Source organism: Planktothrix sp. PLAVEN19ND, from assembly GCF_057220675.1.
In genome coordinates this window covers 4,310,630-4,335,087 of record NZ_CM170132.1, presented here as the reverse complement: position 1 = coordinate 4,335,087, position 24,458 = coordinate 4,310,630, and the positions used below count along the sequence as shown (strand labels likewise).

At 40.2% G+C, this 24,458-nt stretch carries 19 protein-coding genes and 1 pseudogene; 10 read left to right on the top strand and 10 right to left on the bottom strand.

Features of this window, described 5'->3' with window-relative positions; translation table 11 throughout:
- Positions 1-59: 59 nt before the first annotated feature.
- From AC2D3N_RS18445 to AC2D3N_RS18435, 3 genes are all read right to left on the bottom strand, one after another.
- On the bottom strand, positions 60-683 hold the full coding sequence (locus AC2D3N_RS18445; protein ID WP_484691753.1) for a cytochrome c oxidase subunit 3: 624 nt from the start codon (positions 681-683) through the stop codon (positions 60-62).
- A gap of 96 nt (positions 684-779) precedes the next feature.
- Complete coding sequence (gene ctaD, locus AC2D3N_RS18440) at positions 780-2,549, bottom strand: cytochrome c oxidase subunit I (protein WP_484691752.1); 1,770 nt, start codon at positions 2,547-2,549, stop codon at positions 780-782.
- A 189-nt stretch (positions 2,550-2,738) separates the two neighbouring features.
- Positions 2,739-3,722 carry a cytochrome c oxidase subunit II gene (locus AC2D3N_RS18435; protein WP_484691751.1) on the bottom strand — a complete coding sequence of 328 codons (984 nt, stop codon included), beginning with the start codon at positions 3,720-3,722 and terminating at the stop codon, positions 2,739-2,741.
- Positions 3,723-4,080: 358 nt separating this feature from the next.
- Between AC2D3N_RS18435 and AC2D3N_RS18430 the strand changes: the two genes are divergently transcribed.
- The 3 genes and pseudogenes from AC2D3N_RS18430 to AC2D3N_RS18420 all read left to right on the top strand — a co-directional run bounded on the left by AC2D3N_RS18430 (position 4,081) and on the right by AC2D3N_RS18420 (position 6,900).
- Positions 4,081-5,007, top strand: coding sequence for a COX15/CtaA family protein (locus tag AC2D3N_RS18430; RefSeq protein WP_079680882.1), 927 nt, complete (start codon positions 4,081-4,083; stop codon positions 5,005-5,007).
- A gap of 99 nt (positions 5,008-5,106) precedes the next feature.
- Positions 5,107-6,073 (top strand): annotated as a pseudogene (locus tag AC2D3N_RS18425) (heme o synthase).
- A 281-nt stretch (positions 6,074-6,354) separates the two neighbouring features.
- Complete coding sequence (locus AC2D3N_RS18420) at positions 6,355-6,900, top strand: DUF456 domain-containing protein (protein WP_079680884.1); 546 nt, start codon at positions 6,355-6,357, stop codon at positions 6,898-6,900.
- 54 nt (positions 6,901-6,954) lie between these two features.
- Here AC2D3N_RS18420 and AC2D3N_RS18415 read toward each other — a convergent pair whose 3' ends face one another.
- Positions 6,955-7,713, bottom strand: a complete 759-nt coding sequence (locus AC2D3N_RS18415; protein ID WP_484691750.1) for an LmeA family phospholipid-binding protein — start codon at positions 7,711-7,713, stop codon at positions 6,955-6,957.
- 164 nt (positions 7,714-7,877) lie between these two features.
- Between AC2D3N_RS18415 and AC2D3N_RS18410 the strand changes: the two genes are divergently transcribed.
- Both AC2D3N_RS18410 and AC2D3N_RS18405 read left to right on the top strand, forming a co-directional pair.
- The gene (locus tag AC2D3N_RS18410; RefSeq protein WP_079681061.1) at positions 7,878-8,672 is read left to right on the top strand and encodes a pseudouridine synthase; all 795 of its coding nucleotides are present in this window, start codon (positions 7,878-7,880) and stop codon (positions 8,670-8,672) included.
- A gap of 6 nt (positions 8,673-8,678) precedes the next feature.
- On the top strand, positions 8,679-9,596 hold the full coding sequence (locus AC2D3N_RS18405) for a helix-turn-helix domain-containing protein (protein ID WP_079681062.1): 918 nt from the start codon (positions 8,679-8,681) through the stop codon (positions 9,594-9,596).
- 126 nt (positions 9,597-9,722) lie between these two features.
- Here AC2D3N_RS18405 and malQ read toward each other — a convergent pair whose 3' ends face one another.
- Positions 9,723-11,219 (bottom strand): 4-alpha-glucanotransferase, encoded by a 1,497-nt coding sequence (gene malQ / locus AC2D3N_RS18400; RefSeq protein WP_484691749.1) that lies wholly within the window; start codon positions 11,217-11,219, stop codon positions 9,723-9,725.
- A gap of 180 nt (positions 11,220-11,399) precedes the next feature.
- On the opposite strand from malQ, the gene AC2D3N_RS18395 reads away from it, so the two are divergent.
- Positions 11,400-12,611 carry an RNA-guided endonuclease TnpB family protein gene (locus AC2D3N_RS18395; RefSeq protein WP_079681063.1) on the top strand — a complete coding sequence of 404 codons (1,212 nt, stop codon included), beginning with the start codon at positions 11,400-11,402 and terminating at the stop codon, positions 12,609-12,611.
- Positions 12,612-13,040: 429 nt separating this feature from the next.
- Positions 13,041-13,676, top strand: a complete 636-nt coding sequence (locus AC2D3N_RS18390; RefSeq protein ID WP_079680887.1) for a TMEM165/GDT1 family protein — start codon at positions 13,041-13,043, stop codon at positions 13,674-13,676.
- A 115-nt stretch (positions 13,677-13,791) separates the two neighbouring features.
- Here AC2D3N_RS18390 and AC2D3N_RS18385 read toward each other — a convergent pair whose 3' ends face one another.
- Both AC2D3N_RS18385 and AC2D3N_RS18380 read right to left on the bottom strand, forming a co-directional pair.
- The gene (locus AC2D3N_RS18385; protein WP_484691748.1) at positions 13,792-15,006 is read right to left on the bottom strand and encodes a hypothetical protein; all 1,215 of its coding nucleotides are present in this window, start codon (positions 15,004-15,006) and stop codon (positions 13,792-13,794) included.
- Positions 15,007-15,064: 58 nt separating this feature from the next.
- Entirely contained in the window at positions 15,065-15,988 is a 924-nt protein-coding gene (locus AC2D3N_RS18380; RefSeq protein ID WP_484691747.1) for a restriction endonuclease, read from the bottom strand.
- Positions 15,989-16,108: 120 nt separating this feature from the next.
- On the opposite strand from AC2D3N_RS18380, the gene AC2D3N_RS18375 reads away from it, so the two are divergent.
- Positions 16,109-18,058, top strand: a complete 1,950-nt coding sequence (locus AC2D3N_RS18375) for an ATP-dependent nuclease (protein ID WP_079680889.1) — start codon at positions 16,109-16,111, stop codon at positions 18,056-18,058.
- 212 nt (positions 18,059-18,270) lie between these two features.
- Here the strand turns inward: AC2D3N_RS18375 and gcvP are convergent, their stop codons facing one another.
- A complete protein-coding gene (gene gcvP / locus AC2D3N_RS18370; protein ID WP_484691746.1) occupies positions 18,271-21,189 on the bottom strand; it encodes an aminomethyl-transferring glycine dehydrogenase in 2,919 nt (972 codons plus the stop codon).
- 186 nt (positions 21,190-21,375) lie between these two features.
- Positions 21,376-21,870 carry a DUF29 domain-containing protein gene (locus AC2D3N_RS18365; RefSeq protein WP_484691745.1) on the bottom strand — a complete coding sequence of 165 codons (495 nt, stop codon included), beginning with the start codon at positions 21,868-21,870 and terminating at the stop codon, positions 21,376-21,378.
- 186 nt (positions 21,871-22,056) lie between these two features.
- Here AC2D3N_RS18365 and AC2D3N_RS18360 point away from each other — a divergent pair, with 186 nt between their 5' ends.
- On the top strand, positions 22,057-22,287 hold the full coding sequence (locus AC2D3N_RS18360; protein ID WP_234996795.1) for a type II toxin-antitoxin system Phd/YefM family antitoxin: 231 nt from the start codon (positions 22,057-22,059) through the stop codon (positions 22,285-22,287).
- Positions 22,288-22,289: 2 nt separating this feature from the next.
- Positions 22,290-22,676, top strand: coding sequence for a type II toxin-antitoxin system VapC family toxin (locus AC2D3N_RS18355; RefSeq protein ID WP_079680892.1), 387 nt, complete (start codon positions 22,290-22,292; stop codon positions 22,674-22,676).
- Between the two features lie 179 nt (positions 22,677-22,855).
- Here AC2D3N_RS18355 and AC2D3N_RS18350 read toward each other — a convergent pair whose 3' ends face one another.
- Positions 22,856-24,457 (bottom strand): tetratricopeptide repeat protein, encoded by a 1,602-nt coding sequence (locus AC2D3N_RS18350; RefSeq protein WP_484691744.1) that lies wholly within the window; start codon positions 24,455-24,457, stop codon positions 22,856-22,858.
- Position 24,458: the final 1 nt, after the last annotated feature.

The window sequence follows — 24,458 nt, the reverse complement described above, 5'->3', positions numbered from 1 at the left end:
ATCGAGATACACGGTATAACAAAGATTTAAAAGAACCCGCCCCTACAACTGATTGCTATTTACAACAAATACAACAAAATGAACAGAATAATCCAAACCACATCAACAAAGTGCCAATATAATTCGGCAGCTTCGGGGCCAAAATGGGATTCTTTGCTGTAATGGTCAGCCTTGCGCCCACGCCAGAGAACCGCTAAAATTAATACGACTCCAAAGGTAACGTGTAACCCGTGAAACCCGGTTAAAACATAGAAGCAACTGGCGTATAAATTGCTGGTTAATCCAAACCCTAACTGACTATATTCATAGGCTTGACCGGCCAAAAAGGTTAACCCCATAATGACCGTGGCAATAAACCAATTTCGCAACCCCGCAGGGTCATTTTTCTTAATAGCAATTGCCCCCTGGTTCATGACAAAACTACTAGAAATCAGAACCACCGTGTTAATGGCCGGAAGTAGTAATTCCCGTTCTGTTCCTTCGGGCGGCCAAACCGGGGACATAGCCCGATAAATTAAATAGGCAGAGAATAAACCCAAAAAGATCATACTCTCGGCCACCAGAAAAACCACCACCCCCAACATTCGCAAATCGGGATGTTCTGCGTGTTCATGGGTTGAGGCAGTGGCCTCTTGTGCATATCCCACAACGGTTTGAGAGTCGTTAATGGCTGAACCTTGCATGAATTAACTCAGTGAAGTTTACAGAGAAATAATTAGGAATTACGAATTAATTTGTAATTCACAATTCCTAATTCATGGGAGAGGTTAACCCCAACCCTAACTGTGATTATCGATATCCTTTTCCCCTTCTAACACCGTAGTTGCACCGGAGTCTGTAAATAAAGTGGAAGATTTCGCTTGAGATAGGGGAACTCCAACTTCTTTGGGACGATCTCCAGTCATTTGTTTTAACCGTTGACGAATCGCCAAGGTTTTGCGACTACCGTAGTCATAGGGCCCAGTTTTGAGCACGGGGGTGACTAGGAAATTTTCAATCGGAGGGGGAGAAGACGTCATCCATTCTAGGGTTAGGGCTTCCCAGGGATTATCGGGGGCTTTGGGCCCTTTGAACCAACTCCAAGCCGCATTAATCAGGAAGGGGAAGGTAGAAACGGCCAGGATATAACTACCCAGGGTACAGACCTGATTCAGCGTGGTGAATTGGGGGTCATACATGGCCACCCGGCGGGGCATTCCCTGTAACCCTAAAGCGTGCATGGGCATAAAGGTTAAGTTCGTCCCCACAAAGGTGAGAACAAAGTGAACGATTCCCCAGGGTTCATTCATCATCCGTCCCGTCATTTTCGGGAACCAATGATAAATGGCTGCAAACACCCCAAACACCGCCCCACCAAACAGAACATAGTGGAAGTGCGCCACGACAAAATAGGTATCGTGAACGTGAATATCAAAGGGAACCGACGCCACCATAATTCCGGTGACACCGCCCATGACAAAGGTAGCCAGAAACCCCATGGCAAAGAGCATGGCGCTATTCAGGCGCAGTTTTCCGCCCCAAATCGTGGCTAACCAGCCAAAGACCTTAATACCCGTGGGTACGGCAATGATCATCGTGGTGATCATAAAGAACATCCGTAACCAACCTGGGGTTCCACTGGTGAACATATGGTGCGCCCAGACAATTAGGCCTAAAAAACTAATGGCTAAACTGGAATAGGCGATCGCTTGATAACCAAAAATCGGTTTACGGGCATGAACCGGCAGCACATCGGAAATTACCCCAAAAAAGGGCAAGACCATGATGTACACCGCTGGATGGGAATAAAACCAGAATAAGTGCTGATAAACCACCGGATCACCGCCCCCGGTGGGGTTAAAGAAACTGGTTCCGGCAATTAAATCAAAGGAGAGGAGAATTAAAGCTGCGGCTAAAACCGGAGTCGATAACAGCACCAAAGCGGACGTAGCGATCATGGCCCAACAAAACAGGGGCATATCGTTTAATCCCATGGTGGGAATCCGCATTTTAAAAATGGTGACGGAGAAATTTAACGCCCCCAAAATCGAAGAAGTTCCCAACAATAAAACACTGAGAATCCAAACTTCCTCTCCCACCTGGCCCGATAATAGACTTAACGGTGGGTAAGACGTCCAACCCGCTTGGGGGGCTTCCACCAAGAAACTGGCTAACAGTAAAATTCCCCCCGGAGGAATTAACCAAAAACCCACGGTATTCAAACGGGGAAAGGCCATATCCTTGGCCCCCACCATTAAGGGAATCAAATAGTTAGCCAATCCGCCACCTGCCGGAACAATCCACAGGAAGATCATCACCGTGCCATGAACCGTAAATAGGCTGTTGTAGACTTCCGGGGTGACAAAATCGGGATCGGGGGTAGCCAGTTCCGTCCGAACGGCCGTAGCCAAGGCGCCACCGACTAAATAAAAGAAAAATGCCGTAACGAGATATTGAATCCCGATGACTTTGTGATCCGTACTAAAACCAAAAAAATCTTGCCAACGCCGTTCCTCCTCATGATGAGGTTGGGGAACATGGGTTGGGAGATCAAGTTGTGCTTGTGCCATAGGTTTCTGAGGGAATAGGGAATAGGGAGCAGGGGGGCAGGGGAGGCAGGGGAGGCAGGGGAGGCAGGGGGGGCAGGGGAGGCAGGGGAGGCAGGGGAGCAGGGGGAGCAGGGGAGGCAGAATTAGTTTCTGGCTGCTGACTCCTACTCCTGATTGCTGTACTGCTTAATTGCACTTTGCTCTGCTGTCTCAAGAGTGATGATCAATTTGGGTAATCACATCAGAATTGATCCCCATTTCGTTGGCATACGGGGCTAAGAATTCGCCCTCGCTAAGTTCTGTGGGATTAATAGCGATGGCTTTTTGCAGGTCAGGCTTACTCGCCACCAGATTTTCTGCCACCCAGGCTTGATAATCCTCCGGGGTATCGACAATCATTTGCGATCGCATCGCCCCATGATAACTACCACACAATTCGGCGCAGACAATCGGATAGGTTCCCAGTTTGTTGGGGGTAAACCGGAGTTCTGTGATCCGACCGGGGATGGTATCTTGCTTTAACCGCAATTGGGGAATCCAGAAGGCATGGATCACATCTTGGGCGCTCATATTTAACTGCACTTCTTGACCCACGGGGACATGAAGTTCCCCGGCGTTAATCCCTGTTTCTTTGTAATTAAAAATCCAGGCAAACTGTAATCCGGTAACATCCACATTCACGGCCGCGGCTTTCCCTTCTTGGCTGGGAGAGGCCCCAATTCCCAAGGCAATTTGGGTGAGTTCTGGGGGGTTTTGACCGTCGATTAGGGGGGCTGCGATCGCCGATCCCTTCATGTTGCCGTGGGCGTGCATGGAATGTTGACCCGAGGCCATCGGATCAAGTCCCCCCATATTGTTATAGATTTCAAAACTATAAATACCAATTCCCAACACGATCACCGCCGGAATTGCTGTCCAGACGATTTCTAGGGGAATATTCCCGTGAATCGGAGCCGCGTCGGTGTTGTCATCGGGGCGACGACGAAACTTAATCGCCGCGACCACCAGCACTCCTTCTACCAGCAGCACTAGGCCGAAGCTAATGGTCATCATGATATCAAATAGACCATCGACTTCCGCCGCCTGTTCGGTGGCAGCCACAGGTAATAAATTGTGGTTTTGACCATACCAGAGAGATACGAGAGTAATCCCGATCCCCACCAGTAGGGTCAAAATTGAACTCGGAATTTTCACGTTGATTCCTCCTTATTGACCATCCCCAACACCGATATCGGATGGGAAGATACTGCTATATACATACAGGTAATTTTAATGGCTGGTTGAGAAACCTGAACATTAGGGTTGATTGTCGATCGAAAGTCCCGCCTCTACGGTAAAACAGATCACAAAACTCACAGAATGAGATTGAGTAATATTCATAGATTTTCTTTAGAATTGGGCTGTCGGATCAACGGTCAACCCCTAACAAACCGCCCCAAATCGGAAAACTGATCTTAAGTCTGTTCATCTGCATACCACATTTTCGACTGAGATAGGTAGAATTAACCATCATGTTTCAATTAGCATTAGTCAAGTTAAATCGCTAGAACCCATGACCCATACTGTCCTTCATGATGCCAGTTTATCAACCCCCCAGACCCAACAGAACGGCTCTAAGGCCCAGGATCGAATCCGCCGTCTGGTCTGGAAACTGAGTATTGCTACCTTACTCTTGATGGCCGTTGGCAGTGCAACCCGAGTGATGAATGCTGGATTAGCCTGTCCTGACTGGCCCTTGTGTTACGGGAAGTTAGTGCCCACCGCCCAAATGAATCTACAAGTCTTTTTAGAATGGTTTCACCGTTTGGATGCGGCCGTAATTGGACTGGGTGCGATCGCTCTGGTGGGATTATCCTGGTGGGATCGACAGCACTTACCTAAATGGTTACCTTGGGCTGCCCTATTTGCCCTGGCTTTAATTCTGTTTCAAGGGGTTTTAGGAGGGCTGACGGTGACCCAACTCCTGCGGTTTGATATTGTGACCGCCCATCTAGGAACCGCTTTACTATTTTTCTCCACTCTGCTGATTATCGGTTGTTTGCTCCTGCCCTATCAAGGCACCCGAACCGTGGGAAAGCTACCCTGGATCAGTCTTACCGCAGCAATTTTAGTCTATTTACAAAGTATTTTAGGAGCCTTAGTGGGTTCTCAATGGGCTTTACATCAATGTTTGGGAACCTCCCAACTCTGTACGGTGATGAATAGTCATATTTTCGGAGTGGTTCCCCCCACCCTGGCCACCCTAACCCTGATTGTCGGGGTTTGGCGAACTTCTGCCTTACATCCTAAACTGAGAACTTTGGGAAATATCGCCGGAATTTGTTTAGTGGCTCAAATTGTTTTGGGGGTCGCTACCTATAAAATGCGGTTACAGGTGGAACCCCTGACTGTTGCTCATCAAGCGATGGGTGCTACACTTCTGGGAACTTTAGTTTGTTTTAGTATTCTCGCCCTCCGGGATCGTCAGTTATCAGTGTAGAGACGTACCATGGTACGTCTCTACTCTATCCATGGTACGTCTCTACCCTCCACGAGTCATCAGTTTTTAGTTTTTAGTGAACAATTTAGGTCATAATTCATGCAAGAAGTGATTCAAACCCAGGTCTCCCGACACCACGAGAATATTTTGCAAGTGCTTCAAAGTTATTATCAACTGACCAAGCCTAGAATTATTCTGTTGTTATTAATTACTACCTCCGCCGGAATGTGGTTAGCTTCAAAAGGAGAAGTTGATCCCCTATTGTTATTAGTAACATTAACCGGGGGGGCTTTAGCGTCGGGTTCTGCCAATACAATTAACTGTTTGTATGACCGAGATATTGATTACATTATGGAACGGACTCGTTGGCGGCCGATTCCTTCGGGTCGAGTTAAACCCCTTGATGCCCTAATTTTTGCGATCGCTCTGGCTATTACTTCTTTTACCTTGCTGACGGTTTTTGCTAACTTATTAACGGCCTGTCTCGCCCTATCAGGAATTGTTTTTTATGTCCTGATCTATACCCATTGGTTAAAACGTCATAGTGTTCAAAATATCGTGATTGGGGGCGCCGCTGGAGCGATTCCTCCTTTAGTCGGATGGGCGGCTGTCACCGGGGATTTAAGTTGGGCAGCGTGGCTATTATTTGCAATCATTTTCCTCTGGACACCGCCTCATTTTTGGGCTTTAGCCATGATGATCCGAGATGAATATCAGGAAGTTGGGGTTTCCGATGTTACCTGTAATTGAAGGGGATGAAGTTACAGCCAAACAAATTTGGATTTATAGCTTAATTATGGTTCCCTCAACCCTATTGTTAGTTTATCCTTTGCATACCAGTGGTTTTGTTTATGCCGCGATCGCTTTAATCTTAGGGGGGATTTTCCTACAGAAAGCTTGGCAATTATTACAATCTCCCTCAGAAAGAGATGTAGCGCGATCGCTGTTTAAATATTCCATTTTTTATTTAATGCTATTGTGTTTGGCAATGGTTGTAGATAGTTTACCGGTTACGAATGACATGGTGATGGCATTGAGTGAATCTTTGCCCCTGGGATTGCTATAAACCCTACATTTGTAGGGTGGGTAAGATCAGAAAGATAACTATAGCCATCCTAAATATAGCCAGTCTAATGATTTAGGCTGGCTATATAGCAGTTGCCACATCTATTAGGACATTCTTGAAAGCTAAAAGCTACTTATAGTAAGTATTTACCTATTGCCCATTGCCCATTCCCTATTGCCTCTTGCTATATCAGTATTTTTGTTTAAGTCCCACTATGCGATCGCATCGGTTAATCTTAAGTATAGTTGTGCATATTAATTACTCGCTTGGGGTTTGAATTTATGAACTATTGGGTTTTGTATTGGATTGTGATTGCTTGTATGATGGTCGGGATTATTGGAATTGTTGTTCCTTTATTACCTGGAACCAGTTTAATTTTAGGAGCTATTTTAGTTTGGGGAATTGCCACAAAATTCACGGGAATTGTAGCACCGATGATTGTGGTAATTTCGATTTTAATTGTGAGTATGGTGATTGTCTATTTAGCGACAATTTTGGGATTACAACAGTTTGGGGCGAGTAAATGGGCGCAGTTTGGTGCAATTATTGGATTGGTTGTGGGATTATTTGGACTTTTACCCGCTTTACCCTTTGGAGGGCCGTTATTAGGGGTTTTAATTGGGCCGATTTTGGGGGCTTTTATTGGAGAATTTTTCTATCAACGGGAGGTTAAATTAACGGAACGAATTAAGCCTGCTTTTAAGGCTAGTATTGGTGTTTTTATCGGTTCAATTTTAGGTAATGTGATCGAATTGGTATTAGGAATTGTTGCGGTTATTATTTTTATTATTAAGACTTGGCCGTTGGTTTCCACATTGCAGCCTTAAAGAATGGGGAATGGGGAATGGACTGATAACTGATAACTGATAACTGATAACTGATTAGGGATTGACTTTGAGTGTGGCTTGAATTTCAAGTAATTCATGGGATAAAATTAAGTTTTGAATTTTGATATCAGAACCCAAATCAATGATATAATTATCTAGGTGTAGTTCGGTATTAATGTCATAAATTTGGACTTGGGGCTGAACCAACATCAGTTCACGGAAATTAGCAATTTCTAATCCGGTTTTTAATTGAAAAGATAATAGTTCGCCTGAGTCAAAAAGCAGTTGGGAGTTTAAAATTAGATGATCGGTTTCTAGGGTGATTTGGGGGTCTTGAATCCGTTGAACCGATTGCACCCAAGAATCATTTTCCGACCGTCGGGGATTATAGAAAGACTGGGATGGGGGTTGGGTAAGAGCGATCAACAGGGACAAAACAAACTCGTTTAATGCCTGGACTAACATCGGAGCCTGTAAAGATTGATTTAGATCCGATTGATTCAAGTGTAGATTTCCTGTCACAAAAAAAGCGTCTAACAGGTGCAAAGGTTGACCTTTTAAAATTTGACCCAGATTAAACCGAATATTTGACCCTTGTAATTGGACTTGAGTCAGATGTAAACCCTGATAGATGGCATTCTCCGCTGCGACAGACACCCCTGGAATATCCCCGGAGAGTAAAGCACGATTACTTCCTTCGATATTGAGGTGCAGGTGATCAATTTTGTCAACTTGCGATCGCAACCAAAGCCCAACTGCCGTTGATAATAGACTTCCAATTAAGGGTTTACCCCCGGTCTGAATAAATGCCATAGCCACTCCAGAATCACTTCCACATTATTTCACACCGAACTCAGATTGATAGTAGGATTAATTGCGGATTGTTGTAATATTTGTACATAGTCTCCCGACTTATGACAAAACCCAACCGTGGTTTTAACCCATCCACCCGTAGTCAACGACAGTCACCGATCAGCATGGACGAAAGGCTACAAAAAATTATGGCTCAATGGGGCATTGCCTCCCGGCGTCGCGCTGAAGAAATGATTCAAGCGGGACGGGTACGGGTGAATGGCAATTTAGCCCAGTTGGGACAAAAAGCCGATCCGAATTGCGATCAAATTGAGGTTGATGGGAAGCCAATTAAACCTTCCTACCGACCTGCGCCAGTCTACTTATTACTCAATAAACCGATAGGAGTTGTATCGACTTGTTTAGACCCCAACGGACGACCTGTCGTTTTGGATCTACTTCCGCGCCAAATGCGTGTGGGTCAAGGGATTCATCCGGTGGGACGATTGGATGTGGATTCTACAGGGGCATTATTACTTACCAACGATGGAGAATTAACCTTTCGTTTAACTCATCCTCGTCATTTCATTCCTAAAACTTATCAAGTCTGGGTTGCTGGAAATCCATCGGATTCAATATTACAGGCTTGGCGTCAGGGTGTCCTATTAGCAGGGAGAAAAACACTACCTGCTCAAGTTCGGTGTATCCAACAAAATCCAGATCACCAGACCTTGTTAGAAGTGATTTTATATGAGGGGAGAAATCGGCAAATTCGCCGAGTTGCCGAACAGTTGGGTTATCCAGTGATTAAATTACACCGAACTGCCATTGGCTCAATTCAACTCCAACCTCCTGGACAGTCCCTATTGCTAGAAGGTGAGTATCGTTCTCTGAGTGCCTGGGAAATTGAGTTTTTACGAAATCCCATTTCATCCCCATTGGTTAGTGTGCCCGTTCACCCTGTAGATATCAAGGAGTAAATGATTATGAAAACTGATTTATTTGTCTTACCGTTTAAAATGGCTAAAAATCCTAGCCCAACCCTTAATTCTTATGATGCTGAACTGATTCAGCGATTAGTAGAAATTGGAGAACAACTCAGGGAAACTCGTCTGGGTCATTCCCTCTCTTTGGATATGGTAGCGGCTTACACTCGAATCCGTTCCCATTTATTACAATCTTTGGAAGAAGCTAGGACAGAACAACTACCAGAACCCGTTTATACCCAAGGGTTAATCCGTACCTATGCCGATGCTTTGGGTTTAAATGGAGTAGAACTAGCTAACTTTTTCCTCCCCGAACCTCAACAAGTGGGGATGAAATCAAAACTTAATTTGTTGACCCTTCCCCAATTAAGACCTACCCATCTTTACTTAACTTATATTCTATTAATTATTTGTGCGATTAATGGGGTTTCTTATCTGAATAAAACAGCTAATTTTGCGGGTGTATCGGGTGAACCCATTGCCACACCCAACCCACCAGAAACTAATCCCCAACTCCGTCAGGCCGTCGTTCCACCGAAAACTCAACCCCCGAGTCAATTAGTTTCTGCTACTCCAGCGACGACTCCAAAAGCAACAACAACCCAGGTCACAACAACGGAAAAAGTGCCAGAAACCAAGCCCCCTAACCAGTCAACAACGAATAAAGCTGTAGAGGTAGGCATTGTGGTTAAAGATACCTCCTGGGTTTTGATTGAGGTCGATGGGAAAACGGAATTTGAAGGGACGTTACAAGGAGGAACAGAACGTCGATGGAAAGCGAAAGATAATGTAGTTGTCGTCGCGGGAAATGCTGGAGGGGTTCTAGTAACTGTTAATAACGGAGAGGCCAAACGTCTTGGTGAACCCGGTCGGGTGGAAGAAGTAGTCTTCAAAGCCGAAGATTTATCTAAACTATAGCAATCCTTGTAGGATTTGTGATCTAAACCTGTGGGGGTTTGGTCTCCAAACCCAGGCGCAAAGAGGGTTTGGAGACCAAACCCCTACGAATAAACTTGCTTCTTTCACTGATAACTGATAACTGATTTAACGGCCGTAGGTTTCAGTCAGGAATTTGAGGCGTTCTCCGATTTCTTCGGTTAATACTCCTGGTTGAAAACGCCAAGCCCAGTTTCCCTCGGCTTCCCCGGGCATATTCATTTTAGCTTCACTCCCTAAACCCAAAATATCCTGGAGGGGGAAAATCGCTTGATTCGCCACACAGGACATCGCTAACCGAATTAAATCCCAATGAATTCCATAACCGGAGGTACAGCCTAAATAACGGGTGACTCGGGCTTGTTCTTGTAAGCTCCGACGGTTAAACCAACCCACCGTTGTATCGTTATCATGGGTTCCGGTATAAACTACCCAATTAGCTGAACCGTAATTATAGGGTAAATAGGGATTGCCTGAACCGGAATCAAAGGCAAAATGTAGGATTTTCATGCCGGGTAAACCATATTTATCCCGCAATTCTTCCACTTCTGGGGTGATAATTCCCAAATCTTCGGCGATAATCGGTAATTCGCCTAATTTCTCATTTAATAAGCTAAAAAAGGCATTTCCCGGTGCGTCTACCCATTGACCATTCATAGCTGTTGTTTCCCCTTGAGGAACAGCCCAAAAGGATTCTAAACCGCGAAAATGATCAATTCTAACTAAATCTAAATAGCTTAATAAAGATTCAATTCGTTGTAGCCACCAATAGAATCCGTCCTGTTGTAAACGTTCCCAATTATAAACTGGATTTCCCCACAATTGACCTGTTTGGCTAAAATAATCCGGTGGAACTCCAGCCATTAATGCTGCTTCTCCGGTTTCTTCATCTAAACAAAAGATTTCAGGATGTGACCAGACATCGGCACTATCATGGGCAACGTAAATTGCTAAATCTCCAAAAATTTGGATGCCTTGTTCATTGGCATACTGTTTGAGTTTTGACCATTGTTTGAAAAATTGAAATTGGAGGAATTTATGATAATAAATGGGTTTAGCTAACTTTTCTCCCCATTTATGTAAATATTCCTGTTTTCGCAGGGCAATTCCTGCTTCCCATTGATTCCAACTTTCTCCATTAAATGCCTCTTTCAGTGACATGAAAATGGCGTAATCATCTAACCAATAGTTACTGCGAGAACAAAATTGATTAAATTCTTCTTCCTGTTCCTTTGTGGCATTGGCTTTAAAGGTAACACAAGCTTGATGAAACAGTTTTTCTTTAAAGGCTTTAACCGCGTCAAAATTAACAATATGTTTGGGGAAATCCGGCGGATTTGCTAAGTCTTCATCGGTTAATAATTCATCCTCTTTTAAGAGTTCTAAACTAATTAATAAGGGATTTCCCGCAAAAGCAGAATAGGATAAATAAGGAGAATTACCAAATCCAGTCGGGCCAAGGGGTAAGACTTGCCAAAGTTTTTGGGCACTTTGTTTTAAAAAGTTAACGAATTGATAGGCGACCGGGCCAATATCTCCAACGCCAAAGGGACTTGGTAAGGATGTGGGATGTAGTAGGATACCGCTAGAACGGGGAAATGACATAGGGATTAACGATAAGGGTTATACAAATTTGCCAGGGATCAAGTCAAGTTGCCATTGAATATTAAATCAATGTTTAAGATCCATCTTCTGATCTTACAATAACCGTATTCAAAGCCCACGTCTTTTAAGCGTGGGATGTAGAATACCCGCCTTTAGGCGGAGTGAAGGTTAATGAGAGTCATGACTAAGATAACTCGGACTATCAAATTAAAATTCGTGGATCTCAACCGTTGTAAAGCTCAAATGTTTGAGCAAATGACGGTAGAAAACACACGGATTGCTAATAAGTTGTTGTCATTGCCAATCAAAGAACGGCGTAAAATGACAACAGCTAAAATCATGTCCGAGTTAAAATCTGCCCTGGTTAACCAAGTAATCCGACATACCACATCCCCTACGGGTCGTAAAACTAAACAATATAAAGTTCTTCCGGTAGAAGTTAACAACCAAAACTGGAAGTTAACCCAGAAAGGAAATACTTATTCAATTAGCTTCCCCACTCTCAAGGGTGAAAAAAGAATCCCCATTGAAGTTGCATCCGCTCACTGGCAAACCATTTTAGATGGATTATTAGAGGAAACAATTCAAGGAGGATCTTTTAAGTTAATTAAACATAGAAATAAGTGGTATGTCTATCTGTCAATCACTGAGGATGTTCCAGAAGTTAAGACAGAGAAAAGATTGGGATGTGACCGAGGGCAAAATAACTTAGCGGTAGTTGCACCTAAACAGGGTTTTGGCAAGTTCTTTAAAGGTCACAGTGTCAAGCATCGGAGACGTTATTTTCAACAAAGAAGACAACAACTTCAAGAAGCTAAAAAGTTTCGAGCTTTAAAGAAATGGAACAAAAAAGAGCGACGATGGATGGATGCAATTAACCATACTATTAGTCGCCGAATTGTTCGTTTTGCTGAATTTCATAACGCTGATGTTGTGATTGAGGATTTGGAAGGTTGTCGTAAAACCATGAAGCAGAGCAAAAAATCTCGTTCTGATTCTGGTCAATCTCGACATAATTGGTCTTATTATTCTTTGGAGCAAAAACTTAATTATAAGTTAGCTCTGAAAGGATTGAAATTAATTAAAAGACCTGCACCATACACATCTAAATCTTGTTCAACCTGTGGTGTTATTGGTAAAAGAAATCGACACGATTTTAATTGCCCTAATGGTCACTACCATAATTCTGATTTGAATGCAGCACGAAATCTATCTCAATGGGATAGTTTTTCATGTGATTTAAACCTACAGAGAGATGCTTCTGTAATGGATTCATCCGGTTTAAATTATGGGGTGTTTGGCACACCCCTGAACTCGGTGAATACAGTCAAACAAGAGTACATTCAACTGTCTCTATTTGACTGGGCTAGATGCGAGAATCCCACCCCTTAGCGTAGCGTAGGGGTGGGAGTGTCAAGACTAAGGGGAATATCCGGTTGGATAAATTTTGTCAAGTAGGACTTACGCAGAAACCGGGTTTCTGAAAGAGAAATCTCGATTTCATCAGCAAAATTAGGGCCAGAAACCCGGTTTCTTTGGTCTTGTGCGTAAGTCCTGTCAAGGAAAGGATGGATTTGTGCTGGTTTTAGCCAACTCTAGGGATAAAGGATTTAAGGATTGAATTTTTAAAAGATTTTTATGAAAATTTTATGGGCTAAATAAAAATGAATTGATTATGAAAATATTGTGATTCATTTATGAATAAAATCAGAATTTTAAATCTATAAAAATACTTAAATATTCAGGGATTTTCTGATAAACTAATTAGAATGAAAGCCCAATCTTGCGCTTTCATCTATTCTATTTCTTGATATTAAAATTATGCTCACTGCTTTTACGGCTGCACTCTTACTGATTACTATTTCTGAACTTGGGGATAAAACATTTTTTATTGCGGTTATTTTATCATTAAAAAATGATAGGAAATTGGTTTTTATCGGGGTAGTAGCTGCATTGGCAACAATGACAGTTCTTTCGGTTTGTGTGGGGCGGATATTTGCTTTCTTACCTCAGATTTATATTCATTATGCCGAGATTATTTTGTTCGCCTTATTTGGGTTTAAGTTATTATATGATGCCAGTAAAATGCCGAAAGGTGCGGGGATTAGTGATGAACAAGAAGAAGCCTTAGAAGTAGTAGAAAAAGCCGAAAATCAGTTTCCGAAACGAAAAAGTAAATGGGGGGTTTTATTAGAAGCTTTTGTGTTAACTTTTGTGGCAGAATGGGGCGATCGCACTCAAATTGCGACGATTGCATTAGCTACATTTTATAACCCTGTAGGGGTGATTATGGGGGGAATTGTTGGACATACAATTTGTGCGGCTATTGCGGTATTAGGAGGGAAATTAATTGAGGGAAAAATTTCAGAACGGACTATTACAGCTATTGGAGGTTTTCTATTCCTTATTTTCAGTGCGGTGGCATTATTTGAAGGGGTGAGAATTACTGCCACTTGATATTAAGTGTAGTGCGTTGGTGTAGCCTGTAGTTAGCCAGCGAGGACGCTGGCACTACAGATGATCTGATAGACATGAGTTCTGATCATCATTTTATCCATTAAAATTAGATAAATTAACGGTTAATCATCAAAGCCTTTATTAACTCTAGTTTTTTCATTAACCCGTCCTGATCCATCCAACCCACATAGCCCCCGAATTGAAGTTCATCATCACTATCTAATACATAAACATGATGCACGTTAATAGCATTAACAAATAAATAAATTTTCCCACTTTTATCAGGAAATTTCAAATAAAGATCTCCCTTTGAAATATTATAGTTATGATAATTGCGTTGAATTCCCATCACTTGAGGTATAGGGGTCATCCCCTTAACTTGAGATAAATGGTAAATTACGGTTTTTAATAAATTGGGAAAAATCGCTTTTTGTTGATTTAAAATATTATTAGTAATTAATCGAGCAGTTTCACGACAATTCCAATAACTACTATGGGCATCACTAGAACCTAAAACCATTGCTAAGTCAGTTTGACCTAAACTTCTAGCTGTTTTTTCAGCCAAGTTAACATCCTCTAATAAATACTCATCTGTAAATTTCAGACAACTATTTTCAGCCAGATGTAAACTCGCTTTTAAAGGATAAGCAATTAAGTCCGAAGCATGAATTAAATTGAGCCATCTTAAAGGCTGTTCAGAAGAATAGGAATGAGCAAATTGATGGACTTTTTCGGGACGCACATCTAACATCATGTTAATCAATAAAATGGGCGAACCCATGAGCGTGATACTCTTCAAATTAACCTGATGTTTAAGTTTCACATCTGTCTGATTTTGTAATTCTCGAATCATAGCTCGAATAGATAAAGCGGGATCTTTCGCTGAAAATCGATCTGAAAATAAAATATCCCATAGAATCACAGTTCCTAACGAATGGGCAACAATATGAATTTCAGAATCATTGGGGTTTTCCTTAATAAAATTATAGAGTTGTTGAGCGATTGTTTTGCGAATTTCTCGACCCTTATCAGGATTCATATAGGTAAAGAAATCCCCCAGAAATTGAGAAAAAAAGCCTTCTCTAAAGGTTCGATATCGAAAAATATCTTCACTAGCAATTTTAGGATATTTCTTTTTAACGGCTGCTAAATCTTCATCAATACCATTCCATATTTTCCCTATATCTGTTAAGGCAGAACCCCAAAAACTAGCATAAAAATGAGGATTCTTTTCTTCCCGGTGACTAAATTCTGTTTTGATAAGTTGTTGTAAATTTGATGAGTAGCAAGCATCCCTTGTGGCGACACCATGAATAAAAAATACAAGCATAATCGAGAATAGGTAAAGTGTTTTGGGGTTGAGTTAGTATTTAATTATAATATAGCAATTATAAATGATTAAACCAATTTTGATCAATTTCAACCACTTCAATCATTTTTGTTTCGACTCCTAAATTCAAATCTTTGAGAATTTGACAAAGTTGTTCCCCATCAATTAAATCCAATACGGGCGCGCCGTCACGGGTTGCTTCTTGTTTGGCTGAACTGGTAAAAGTTCCTGTGGTTAGAAATAAACCTTTATCGCTTCTTCCTACCATAGCACCTCGAAAATCTCGAATTTCAGAAGGGCCAACGGAACCCGTATAACGTTTACATTGAAAGAATACTTGAAAACTCAAAAGGGCAATTTTTAAGACTCCAATTCCATCAATTCCTCCATCTCCTTTTCTTCCGGTTACTTCAACTTTAATAAAGCCCGATTCTCTTAAAATTCGTTGACATAAGCGTTCAAAAATATCGGGAGGAATTTGTTGTAAAATTTTTAATAGTTTTTCTGTCCAAATATCCGAGTCAATAGGAATTTGATCGTTAATTTTTATAAACTCATGCTCTGACGTATTATTCGTAAAATCAATATTAGAGGGAGTAATTTTTATTTCTTGATCATTTTTATTTCCTGAAATTAATTGAGATTTCTGTTGTGTTGATTTCTGAACAACTTTATTAATTTCTGTAATATCAATTGCTTCGAGGTTACGTCCTTTTTCGGTTAAAGACCAGACCCCTCGACGTACATTTTCTAATGCGCCATAAATTCTTAAGTTAGTTCTAGCCCAAGCTAAACGATAAGCAATTTCTGTATTCGGCCCTTGTTTATGTAGTATATTTTGTTGAACATCTGAAAAATTCCCAAGTTCGCAGACTTTATCATAAATTTCCTGAACAGTTCCAGAACCACCTAAAGTTTTTAGAGCTTTTATGAGTGGTTCTATCAAATCATTAGGGGTTGGAATAATAGGAGATTGATTCATTGTTTGATAAGTTGCGATCGCATCAAATTACTATGTTACACTATAAGTCACAGACATCTATCCTAAAACCGAGGTAAAACGTTAAACAGTAAAAACGATCTACAACTTTACAATAAAAATATGCACATCAAGGAAATTCAGATTAAAAATTTTAAATCTTTTCAAGATACCAAAATTCAATTGAATTCTGATATCAATATTTTTACTGGTAAAAATAATTCCGGTAAAACAACCATTCTGGAAGTCGTTTCTCTGTGGCATGAATGCTTTAATAAATTGATTCGTCAGGCAGGAAGAAAAACTAAAAACTATAGAAAAGGCGATTACATCTTGGGGAATACTCAGGAAAAATATTTTCCTTTTGAAGAAATTCATAGTGTCTGTAATCCGAATTTTGAAGATATTTTTAATCAATGTGACAAAAATAAAAAAATAGAAATTGATGCAGAATTAGAACATGAAAATGAACAGATAAAAATAGGATTTAGAATTAGTTCATCTGGATTAAATTATGTGATTGAACTGATGGATTTTACGACTTATGACTTTGAAAAATTTAATAGATTCTTTAGAAATTTTCCTTTCCCCATCGGATTATATTATGCTTCTCCTGTGTTAGCTATTCGCCAACGCGAGAATTTTGCAACTAATCCTCAAATTCGGGAAGCGATTCAAATGAGAGAGTCGGCAACGGTACTGCGTAATCGTTTATATTCTTTATATAAGCAGCAACAAGATTTATCATTATATAATAATTTTATTTCTGATTTGTCTTATATTTTGTTTAATAATCAAGAACAAATCGAGTTTTTTACTTCCAGCGATATTCAGAAAGATACTAGGGTAATTATCAATTACAAACTCAATAGTAGAGATACTGAAAAAGATATTGCTTTATTGGGAAGTGGTACATTACAGATAATAGAAATTTTGTTAAATTTATATTATTATGAACAGAGAACTGATATGAATCTAGTTTTGCTTGATGAACCGGATAGTCATATTCACAGGGATATTCAACAGCGTTTACTAGAAATACTGACGAGGTTTTCTAACCAAAATCAATTATTAATCACGACCCATAATGAAACCATCATTCGGCATTCATCCCTACATCATTTATTTCATTTAGATCAAAATAGTGCTGAAAATTATTATAAACCCCTGGGTCATACTGAAATCCAGAGGTTGGGCGAGCGTTTTAAGGGTATTTATCCGATTCCGATAAATCCTATCCTCAGTTCTTTAGGAAGTCCTAATGGTTTAGACTTTATTAATGCCATTGAAGCTGATCACTTAATTTTTGTGGAGGGTGAAGATGATGCTAGGGCAATTGATTTGCTTTTGCAAAAAAGTGTATCTCCTAGAAATACGAAAAAATATGTTTTTTTGGTATTAAATGGAATTAACAATATTTTTAAAGAAATACTACACTATAAAACGGTTTTTTCTGCTATTAAAAATACTAGAACTCTCTGGGAAAAATCTGTTTTAATTATAGATAGGGATTTTTTGATAGATGAAGATCGTGTAAAACTTGCTCAAAAAATGGAAGAAAAACTAAGTTTAAAAACCTATATTCCACAAGCTTATACGTTTGAAGCGATTTTGCTGACGGATTTAGATTTACTCAGTCGTTTATTAGTAAAATGGGTTAAAAATAGGTATTCCCAGGATATTGATCAAGAAGAACTGTTGGGCTCTTTGAATACTGCATATCAGAATATAAGACAGAATTTAGTAGAAAAATATTTGAATGATAACTGTCTTAAAGAAACAACGTACAGATATATAGCGATCCAAGAAAGTCTATATACAATATTCAAATATAAATTTATTAATAAAACTGATGTTGATCTCACTATTTCATGTAAGAATCATATCAATAATACTCTGGAAAGTGGAGCGTTTTTTAAACTCACTAGAAAAGAAGATGTTAAACAGATATTAGATGAATCTTTACAAGCGTATCATATTTCATTTAATATAGAAAGGGATTTTCTGGATTTACTTAAAGCTGTAGATAGATCAGTATGGTTTGATGAGTGGGACTTTTTAAGACAACTTTGAAATGTCAACCGTTGGAGGATATTAAAGACAGTCTTAGTCTTGCAAAGCTAAAACTATCTGTGATTTAATAACAAATTAATCACGAAGATACAAAAGGTTTTATTGTAAAATTTTTACACTTGAATATCTAGTCCCCTGTTCATCAAAGGAGACTAGATATGTTGCATTTTTTGAATGATTTGGAATTACATTGCCCGGAAAAAAACTAGCCTTTACTCATAGGCATCCATGGGCAAACACGAACAGACAAAATTGCGATCGCCAAAAGCATTATCAATTCGTCCCACAGACGGCCAGAATTTATGTTCTTTTGTCCAGGGGGCGGGATAGGCCGCTTGTTCCCGTGAATAGGGATGATTCCATTCACCACACAGTAATGAAATTGCCGTATGGGGCGCGTTTTTCAACATATTATTAGTGGCATCCATCGCCCCCGATTCTATCTGGGAAATCTCCTGATAAATGGCAATCATCGCATCACAAAACCGATCTAATTCCGGTTTAGATTCGCTTTCCGTCGGTTCGACCATCATGGTTCCCGCTACGGGCCAGGATACCGTCGGGGCATGGAATCCATAGTCCATTAATCGTTTGGCAATATCATCAACTTCAATACCCGCCGATTTCTTCACACCCCGCAAATCTAAAATACATTCATGGGCAACAAATCCCTGATTTCCCTTGTACAAAATCGGGTAATAGTTATTTAAACGATGGGCAATATAATTCGCATTTAAAATTGCCAGTTTGGTCGCTTCTGTTAGTCCCTTTGGCCCCATCATGGCAATATACATCCAAGAAATCACCAAGATACTCGCACTCCCCCAAGGAGCGGCGGAAACGGCCCCGGTTTGACTTCCGGGGATGTCTACGACCCCATGACCGGGGAGAAAAGGAACCAAATGGGTGGCGACCCCAATCGGCCCCATCCCCGGCCCACCGCCCCCGTGGGGAATACAGAAGGTTTTATGTAGGTTGAGGTGGCAGACATCGGCCCCAAAATCCCCGGGGCGACATAACCCGACCTGGGCGTTCATATTTGCCCCATCCATATAAACCTGTCCACCATTGCGGTGAATGATATTACAAATATCTTCAATTCCGGTTTCAAATACACCGTGAGTTGAAGGATAGGTAATCATTAAAGCGGCTAAATTTTCTTGATGTTTTTCGGCTTTGGCTTGCAAGTCATTAATATTAATATTACCTTGATCATCACAGGCAACAGGAACCACCTTAAAGCCACACATCACGGCACTAGCAGGGTTTGTTCCGTGGGCAGATTCGGGAATTAGACAGATATTTCGATGAATTTCTCCTCGACTTTCATGGTAGTGGCGAATAACTAATAATCCGGCATATTCTCCCTGGGAACCTGCATTGGGTTGTAACGAAATTCCGGCAAATCCTGTTATTTCTGCTAACCAGTTTTCTAATTGTTCAAACAGAATTTGATAGCCTTGGGTTTGGTCTTTTGGGGCAAAAGGATGGAGTTTTCCAAATTCTGGCCAAGTCACCGGAATCATTTCCGCAGTAGCGTTAAGTTTCATGGTACAGGAGCCCAAAGGAATCATGGATGTATTTAAGGACAAATCCTTAGTTTCCAAACGATGAATATAGCGCAGAAGTTCGGTTTCTGAATGGTAACTGTTGAAAACCGGATGGGTTAAATAGGCAGATTTTCGGGTAAATGCAGTTAGGTTTTCCGATGTATTTAAAACATCTTCAACCGTAAAAGTTAATTCAGATTCAGCAAAGATTTCCCACAAATCAATTAAATCTTTAGGGGTTGTAGTTTCATCTAAACTAATACCAACGGTTTGATCATCAATGACTCGGAGATTAATCTTTTTAGCTTGGGATGCTGACAGAATTTCCGTTAAGGATTTTTTCCCTAATTTGACTTTAATGGTATCAAAAAAGGGTTCTGTTCCTATTACATACCCTAACCGTTTTAACCCTTCTGCTAAGGTCAAGGTTAACTGATGAATAGTTTGGGCGATTTGTTGTAGTCCAGACGGCCCATGATACACCGCATATAAACTCGCAATGACCGCTAATAAGACCTGGGCGGTACAAATATTACTGGTAGCTTTATCCCGGCGAATATGTTGCTCCCGGGTTTGTAATGCTAACCGCAAGGCGGGGTTTCCTTGGGCATCTTTAGACACACCAACCATCCTACCCGGAACGTTGCGTTTATAGGCTTCTTTGGTGGCAAAATAGGCTGCATGGGGGCCTCCATAACCCAGGGGAACCCCCAGCCGTTGGGTACTTCCAACCGCAATATCTGCTCCTAATTCCCCAGGAGGTGTTAATAGGGTTAAACTTAAAATATCTGCCGCCACGGTAACTAAAGCCTGATGTTTTTGGGCTGTTTCGATAAAGTTTCGATAGTCATAAATTGTCCCATCCGTTGCCGGATATTGCAACAAACAACCAAAAATAGGAGTATTGAAATCAAAGGTATGATGATCTCCAATAATAATCTCAATGCCCAGGGGAATTGCTCGGGTTTTCACCACATCAATGGTTTGGGGGTGACAATCTTGGGAGACAAAAAAGCCCGTAGCTTTGGTTTTAGAAACGGCATAACTCAGACTCATGGCTTCGGCGGCGGCAGTGGCTTCATCCAATAGGGAAGCGTTAGCTATTTCTAATCCGGTTAAGTCAATAATTAGGGTTTGAAAGTTTAATAAAGCTTCTAAGCGACCTTGGGCAATTTCAGCCTGATAGGGGGTATAAGCGGTATACCAACCGGGATTTTCCAGGATATTTCTTTGAATCACTGCGGGTGTGATACAATCGGAGTATCCCATGCCTATAAAAGAACGATAGACTTGGTTTTGAGATGCGATCGCTTTTAATTGATTTAAAGCCGCATATTCACTTAAGGCTTCTGGTAATTTTAGGCTATGATTGAGGCGAATACTAGCAGGAACGGTTTGCTCAATTAAGGTTTCTAAACTCGAAACCCCCAACAATTCTAACATTTGTTGAATCTCAACGGGATTGGGGCCTAGATGCCGTTGGGCAAACCCCTGGGACTGCGGGGGGTTTCCGTTACCCTTGGGGGCGGAAGATAGTATGGTTTCCATCTGGGTGTTCGTTGAGGAAGTAATCTCTAACATGAAGCTCCGATTGATTCAACTATTGACTTTGATTAAAATTAGTCTAGCAAAGTCTGAAGACAAGAGATAGGAATAGTTGATCAATTCAAGGATTTGTTAACAATAACCTGCTTATTTTTATAGATTTAAGCTAAAATTATAGAGTGAGTCTAAATTAGTCTACTCCTATTCCGATATCTTTCAGATCTATTTCTGGTTCTGAAAGTGATCGGAAGGTTCTCCAGGGAAGAAGCTAGTGTCTAAAACTTTGTCTAGGGTATAGGGACATTCTGTGGGAAAATCTTGATCATTCAGGGAGGTTTCGCGTACAGCTAAGTCAATGCCACTTTGATAACCTTTGTGTAATGCTTCAGGAAGATAGGGTTTTAAACTGGGATTTTCTGTTAATAAATAACCAATCTCTCGGCGTTGTTCGCGCAGGGTCACAAACCAACTTTTAGAGCGTTTATTCGGTTGAAACTGCCACTTGAGTAAATGACCGAGTAAAATTCCTAAACGGTTTTTTAACTCTTGGCGTTGTTGTTTTCCCAAAGATTGAATCTCCTCAGCCAAATTAATCATATCAAGGTGATCTAATGCGCCTTCCCGCAGTAGTTTAGCTTGTTGCTGTGTCCATCCATAAAAGTCTTGTTCATAAAGAGAGGAGCTTTTTTGAAAGGATGCGCTCTGTTTTATATCCATAATATTAATTCAGAGGATAGAAGGAATTATATTGTTTTTTAAAATAGGTGTCAAATTGGGCGATCACAACTTCAATAAAAAAGCGAACACATCTTTTTTCACTTCTAGGTTTTACCAGGGAACAAAAAGTACGAGGAGAAAATATAAATTCTCTGCTATAATCAGTAAATAATAGAGTTCGACTAGATGGCTATGTCTTCCATAGAAATTACACAGGCAATTTCCCAAATTTCCGAATTATTTGATTTAGCTTTAAATGGAGAAGAAATTATTATTACAGAAAATAAAAAACCTTTGTTAAAATTGGTTTTATTTCAGCAAAAACAATCTCAACGTCCTGCTTTATTTGGAACAGATAAAGGAATTATTTCTATTACTGATGATTTTGATGATCCTTTAGAAGAATTTCAAGATTAGAAATGCAAGTTTTATTAGATACCCATGCACTAATTTGGTTTTTCTCAGGGAATGAAAAACTCAATGGGAGGGCGCGAAATTTAATTGAAGATATAAACAACATCAAATATATTAGTGTGGCAAGTGTTTGGGAGATGGCAATTAAGCAAAGTCAAGGAAAACTAGCTTTATCGGTATCATTAGAGGACTATATAGCAGAAAAACTCCAGCTAGAAGATTTTAATTTACTAGAAATTAAACTGAGTCATTTAAACTTGGTTTGTCAATTACCTTTTTATCATAAAGATCCCTTTGATCGATTATTAATTGCACAAAGTATTGTTGAAAATATTTCTATTATTAGTCAAGATTCTATATTTAATTTATACCCAATTCACAGATTAGAGTAGGCATTTGTGCATAGCGATCACTTTTCTATAAATTAAATTAAAAAAGAGCGATCGCCCTTTTTCAACGATTAATAGAAGAAAGGCGATCGCAATTTTTAATTCAATAATTGTACGGAGTTACTCTCTCAAATCTAAACTCGGAAAATTGTGAGTTTGTAGGGGCGAGTTTTCCTGTTTCCTCATTTCTGAATAATTAATTGATAGGCTTGATACAGAATTTTGACGGGTTGAGAGATGGTTTTAAGAAATTGATCAATTCCTTTACCCGTATCTTCTTCAGGGTGTTCAGGATCTCGATATTCATAATCATCAAAAATCATAATTCCTCCCGGTTTAAGTAAATTCCAAGAAAGCAAAGCATCCTGTAAGACCACCGAGGCTAAATGACAGCCATCAATATAAACAAAATTGTAGGTATTAGGAGTTAGAGTTGCTAAGATTTCTTGGGAATATCCTTCTAATTTGGCAACTTTTTTAGCCACTCCGGTTTTAGTGATATTTAGATCAAATTCCGGTTTAAAACTTAAATCGATACAGGTTATTTTTGCCGTAGCATGGGTTAAAATATGATCAAGTAACCAACAAGCTGACATCCCTTGAAAACTACCGATTTCTAAGCCTTGAATTTCAGGACAGTCAGCAAAAGCAGATAGGGCTTTTTCCCAGTTGGGAATATTAACGCTAAACCAATCTTTGGTAAAACGATAATCTTTCTCCAGACTAGAATTCCATCCCCTTAAATGATGGGATTTTTGATGGGCTTGGATGGCGGTTTCTAATTCCCCGATTTCCGATAAAAAGTTACCTAAATGGGTATGAGCATGGGGTAAATTAGGACTTAATAGTAGGGCTTTTTGAGAAGCTGCGATCGCTTCTTCCCATTGTTTTTGATAACTATAAGCTCGACTTAAAGATAAGTAGATAAACGGATTTTTATATTCTAATTTTAACGCATCTTGATAACAAGCGATCGCCTCATCCCATTGTTGTAATTTAAGCTTAATTTCCGCAATTTGAAAACGGGGTAAATAGGCTGTGGGATTTAATTCTATGGCTCGCTGGTAACAATGAATTGCATTTTCCCATTTGTTTAATTGTTTATTCGCATTCCCTAAACCCAGATAGGAAGCAAACATTTGATTATTCCTCTCCACAGCTTGACTATAAAATTGAATAGCCTTATCCCACTGTTGGAGTTGCATATAAACCTCTCCTAAATTATGATAGGGTTCATACCCATTTGGGTTAGATTGAATGGCATTTTGATAACAAAAAATTGCTGGATTGATTTCCCGTTTTTGAAACATTCGATTTCCCAGGTTTAAATAGTCAGTAAATGTCCCTAAACTTGGTTCTAAATGCAAGGCTTTATACCAGAGTTCCTCCCCTTCATACTGTTGATCAATTCCCATCAAAACCTTGGCTAAATTTAGATAAACTACCGCCAGATTAGGATTACATTCTATCGCTTTTCGATAATTAAAAATTGCCGTTTCCCAGTCTTGTTTTTGACTATAAATATCTCCTAAATTTCCATAAACTTCTGCATAGTTTGGCTGTAGTTTCAGGGCTTTCCGATACCAAAATTCCGCCTGTTCAAAATCCTCTTGCACTTGCCAAATCACCCCTAACATTTTAGAAATGGGTGCATAGTCTGGATCTAAATTAAGAGCCGCCAAACAAACAGAAAGTGCTTGATCAACCTGTTGATGTGCTAAATAATAATTAGCCTGTTGATATAAATATTTAACAAAAGTCTTGGGATTTAAAGATGAGTCCATT

What these genes read in the sequence shown, in the direction of transcription:
- ctaD (WP_484691752.1), bottom strand. Translation starts at nt 2,549, where the DNA reads ATGGCACAAGCACAACTTGATCTCCCAACCCATGTTCCCCAACCTCAT.
- malQ (WP_484691749.1), bottom strand. Translation starts at nt 11,219, where the DNA reads ATGTCATTTCCCCGTTCTAGCGGTATCCTACTACATCCCACATCCTTA.
- AC2D3N_RS18360 (WP_234996795.1), top strand. Translation starts at nt 22,057, where the DNA reads ATGGCTATGTCTTCCATAGAAATTACACAGGCAATTTCCCAAATTTCC.
- AC2D3N_RS18395 (WP_079681063.1), top strand. Translation starts at nt 11,400, where the DNA reads ATGACTAAGATAACTCGGACTATCAAATTAAAATTCGTGGATCTCAAC.
- AC2D3N_RS18415 (WP_484691750.1), bottom strand. Translation starts at nt 7,713, where the DNA reads ATGGCATTTATTCAGACCGGGGGTAAACCCTTAATTGGAAGTCTATTA.
- AC2D3N_RS18410 (WP_079681061.1), top strand. Translation starts at nt 7,878, where the DNA reads ATGGACGAAAGGCTACAAAAAATTATGGCTCAATGGGGCATTGCCTCC.
- AC2D3N_RS18385 (WP_484691748.1), bottom strand. Translation starts at nt 15,006, where the DNA reads ATGCTTGTATTTTTTATTCATGGTGTCGCCACAAGGGATGCTTGCTAC.
- AC2D3N_RS18430 (WP_079680882.1), top strand. Translation starts at nt 4,081, where the DNA reads ATGACCCATACTGTCCTTCATGATGCCAGTTTATCAACCCCCCAGACC.
- gcvP (WP_484691746.1), bottom strand. Translation starts at nt 21,189, where the DNA reads ATGTTAGAGATTACTTCCTCAACGAACACCCAGATGGAAACCATACTA.
- AC2D3N_RS18350 (WP_484691744.1), bottom strand. Translation starts at nt 24,457, where the DNA reads ATGGACTCATCTTTAAATCCCAAGACTTTTGTTAAATATTTATATCAA.
- AC2D3N_RS18445 (WP_484691753.1), bottom strand. Translation starts at nt 683, where the DNA reads ATGCAAGGTTCAGCCATTAACGACTCTCAAACCGTTGTGGGATATGCA.
- AC2D3N_RS18355 (WP_079680892.1), top strand. Translation starts at nt 22,290, where the DNA reads ATGCAAGTTTTATTAGATACCCATGCACTAATTTGGTTTTTCTCAGGG.
- AC2D3N_RS18420 (WP_079680884.1), top strand. Translation starts at nt 6,355, where the DNA reads ATGAACTATTGGGTTTTGTATTGGATTGTGATTGCTTGTATGATGGTC.
- AC2D3N_RS18405 (WP_079681062.1), top strand. Translation starts at nt 8,679, where the DNA reads ATGAAAACTGATTTATTTGTCTTACCGTTTAAAATGGCTAAAAATCCT.
- AC2D3N_RS18380 (WP_484691747.1), bottom strand. Translation starts at nt 15,988, where the DNA reads ATGAATCAATCTCCTATTATTCCAACCCCTAATGATTTGATAGAACCA.
- AC2D3N_RS18390 (WP_079680887.1), top strand. Translation starts at nt 13,041, where the DNA reads ATGCTCACTGCTTTTACGGCTGCACTCTTACTGATTACTATTTCTGAA.
- AC2D3N_RS18365 (WP_484691745.1), bottom strand. Translation starts at nt 21,870, where the DNA reads ATGGATATAAAACAGAGCGCATCCTTTCAAAAAAGCTCCTCTCTTTAT.
- AC2D3N_RS18375 (WP_079680889.1), top strand. Translation starts at nt 16,109, where the DNA reads ATGCACATCAAGGAAATTCAGATTAAAAATTTTAAATCTTTTCAAGAT.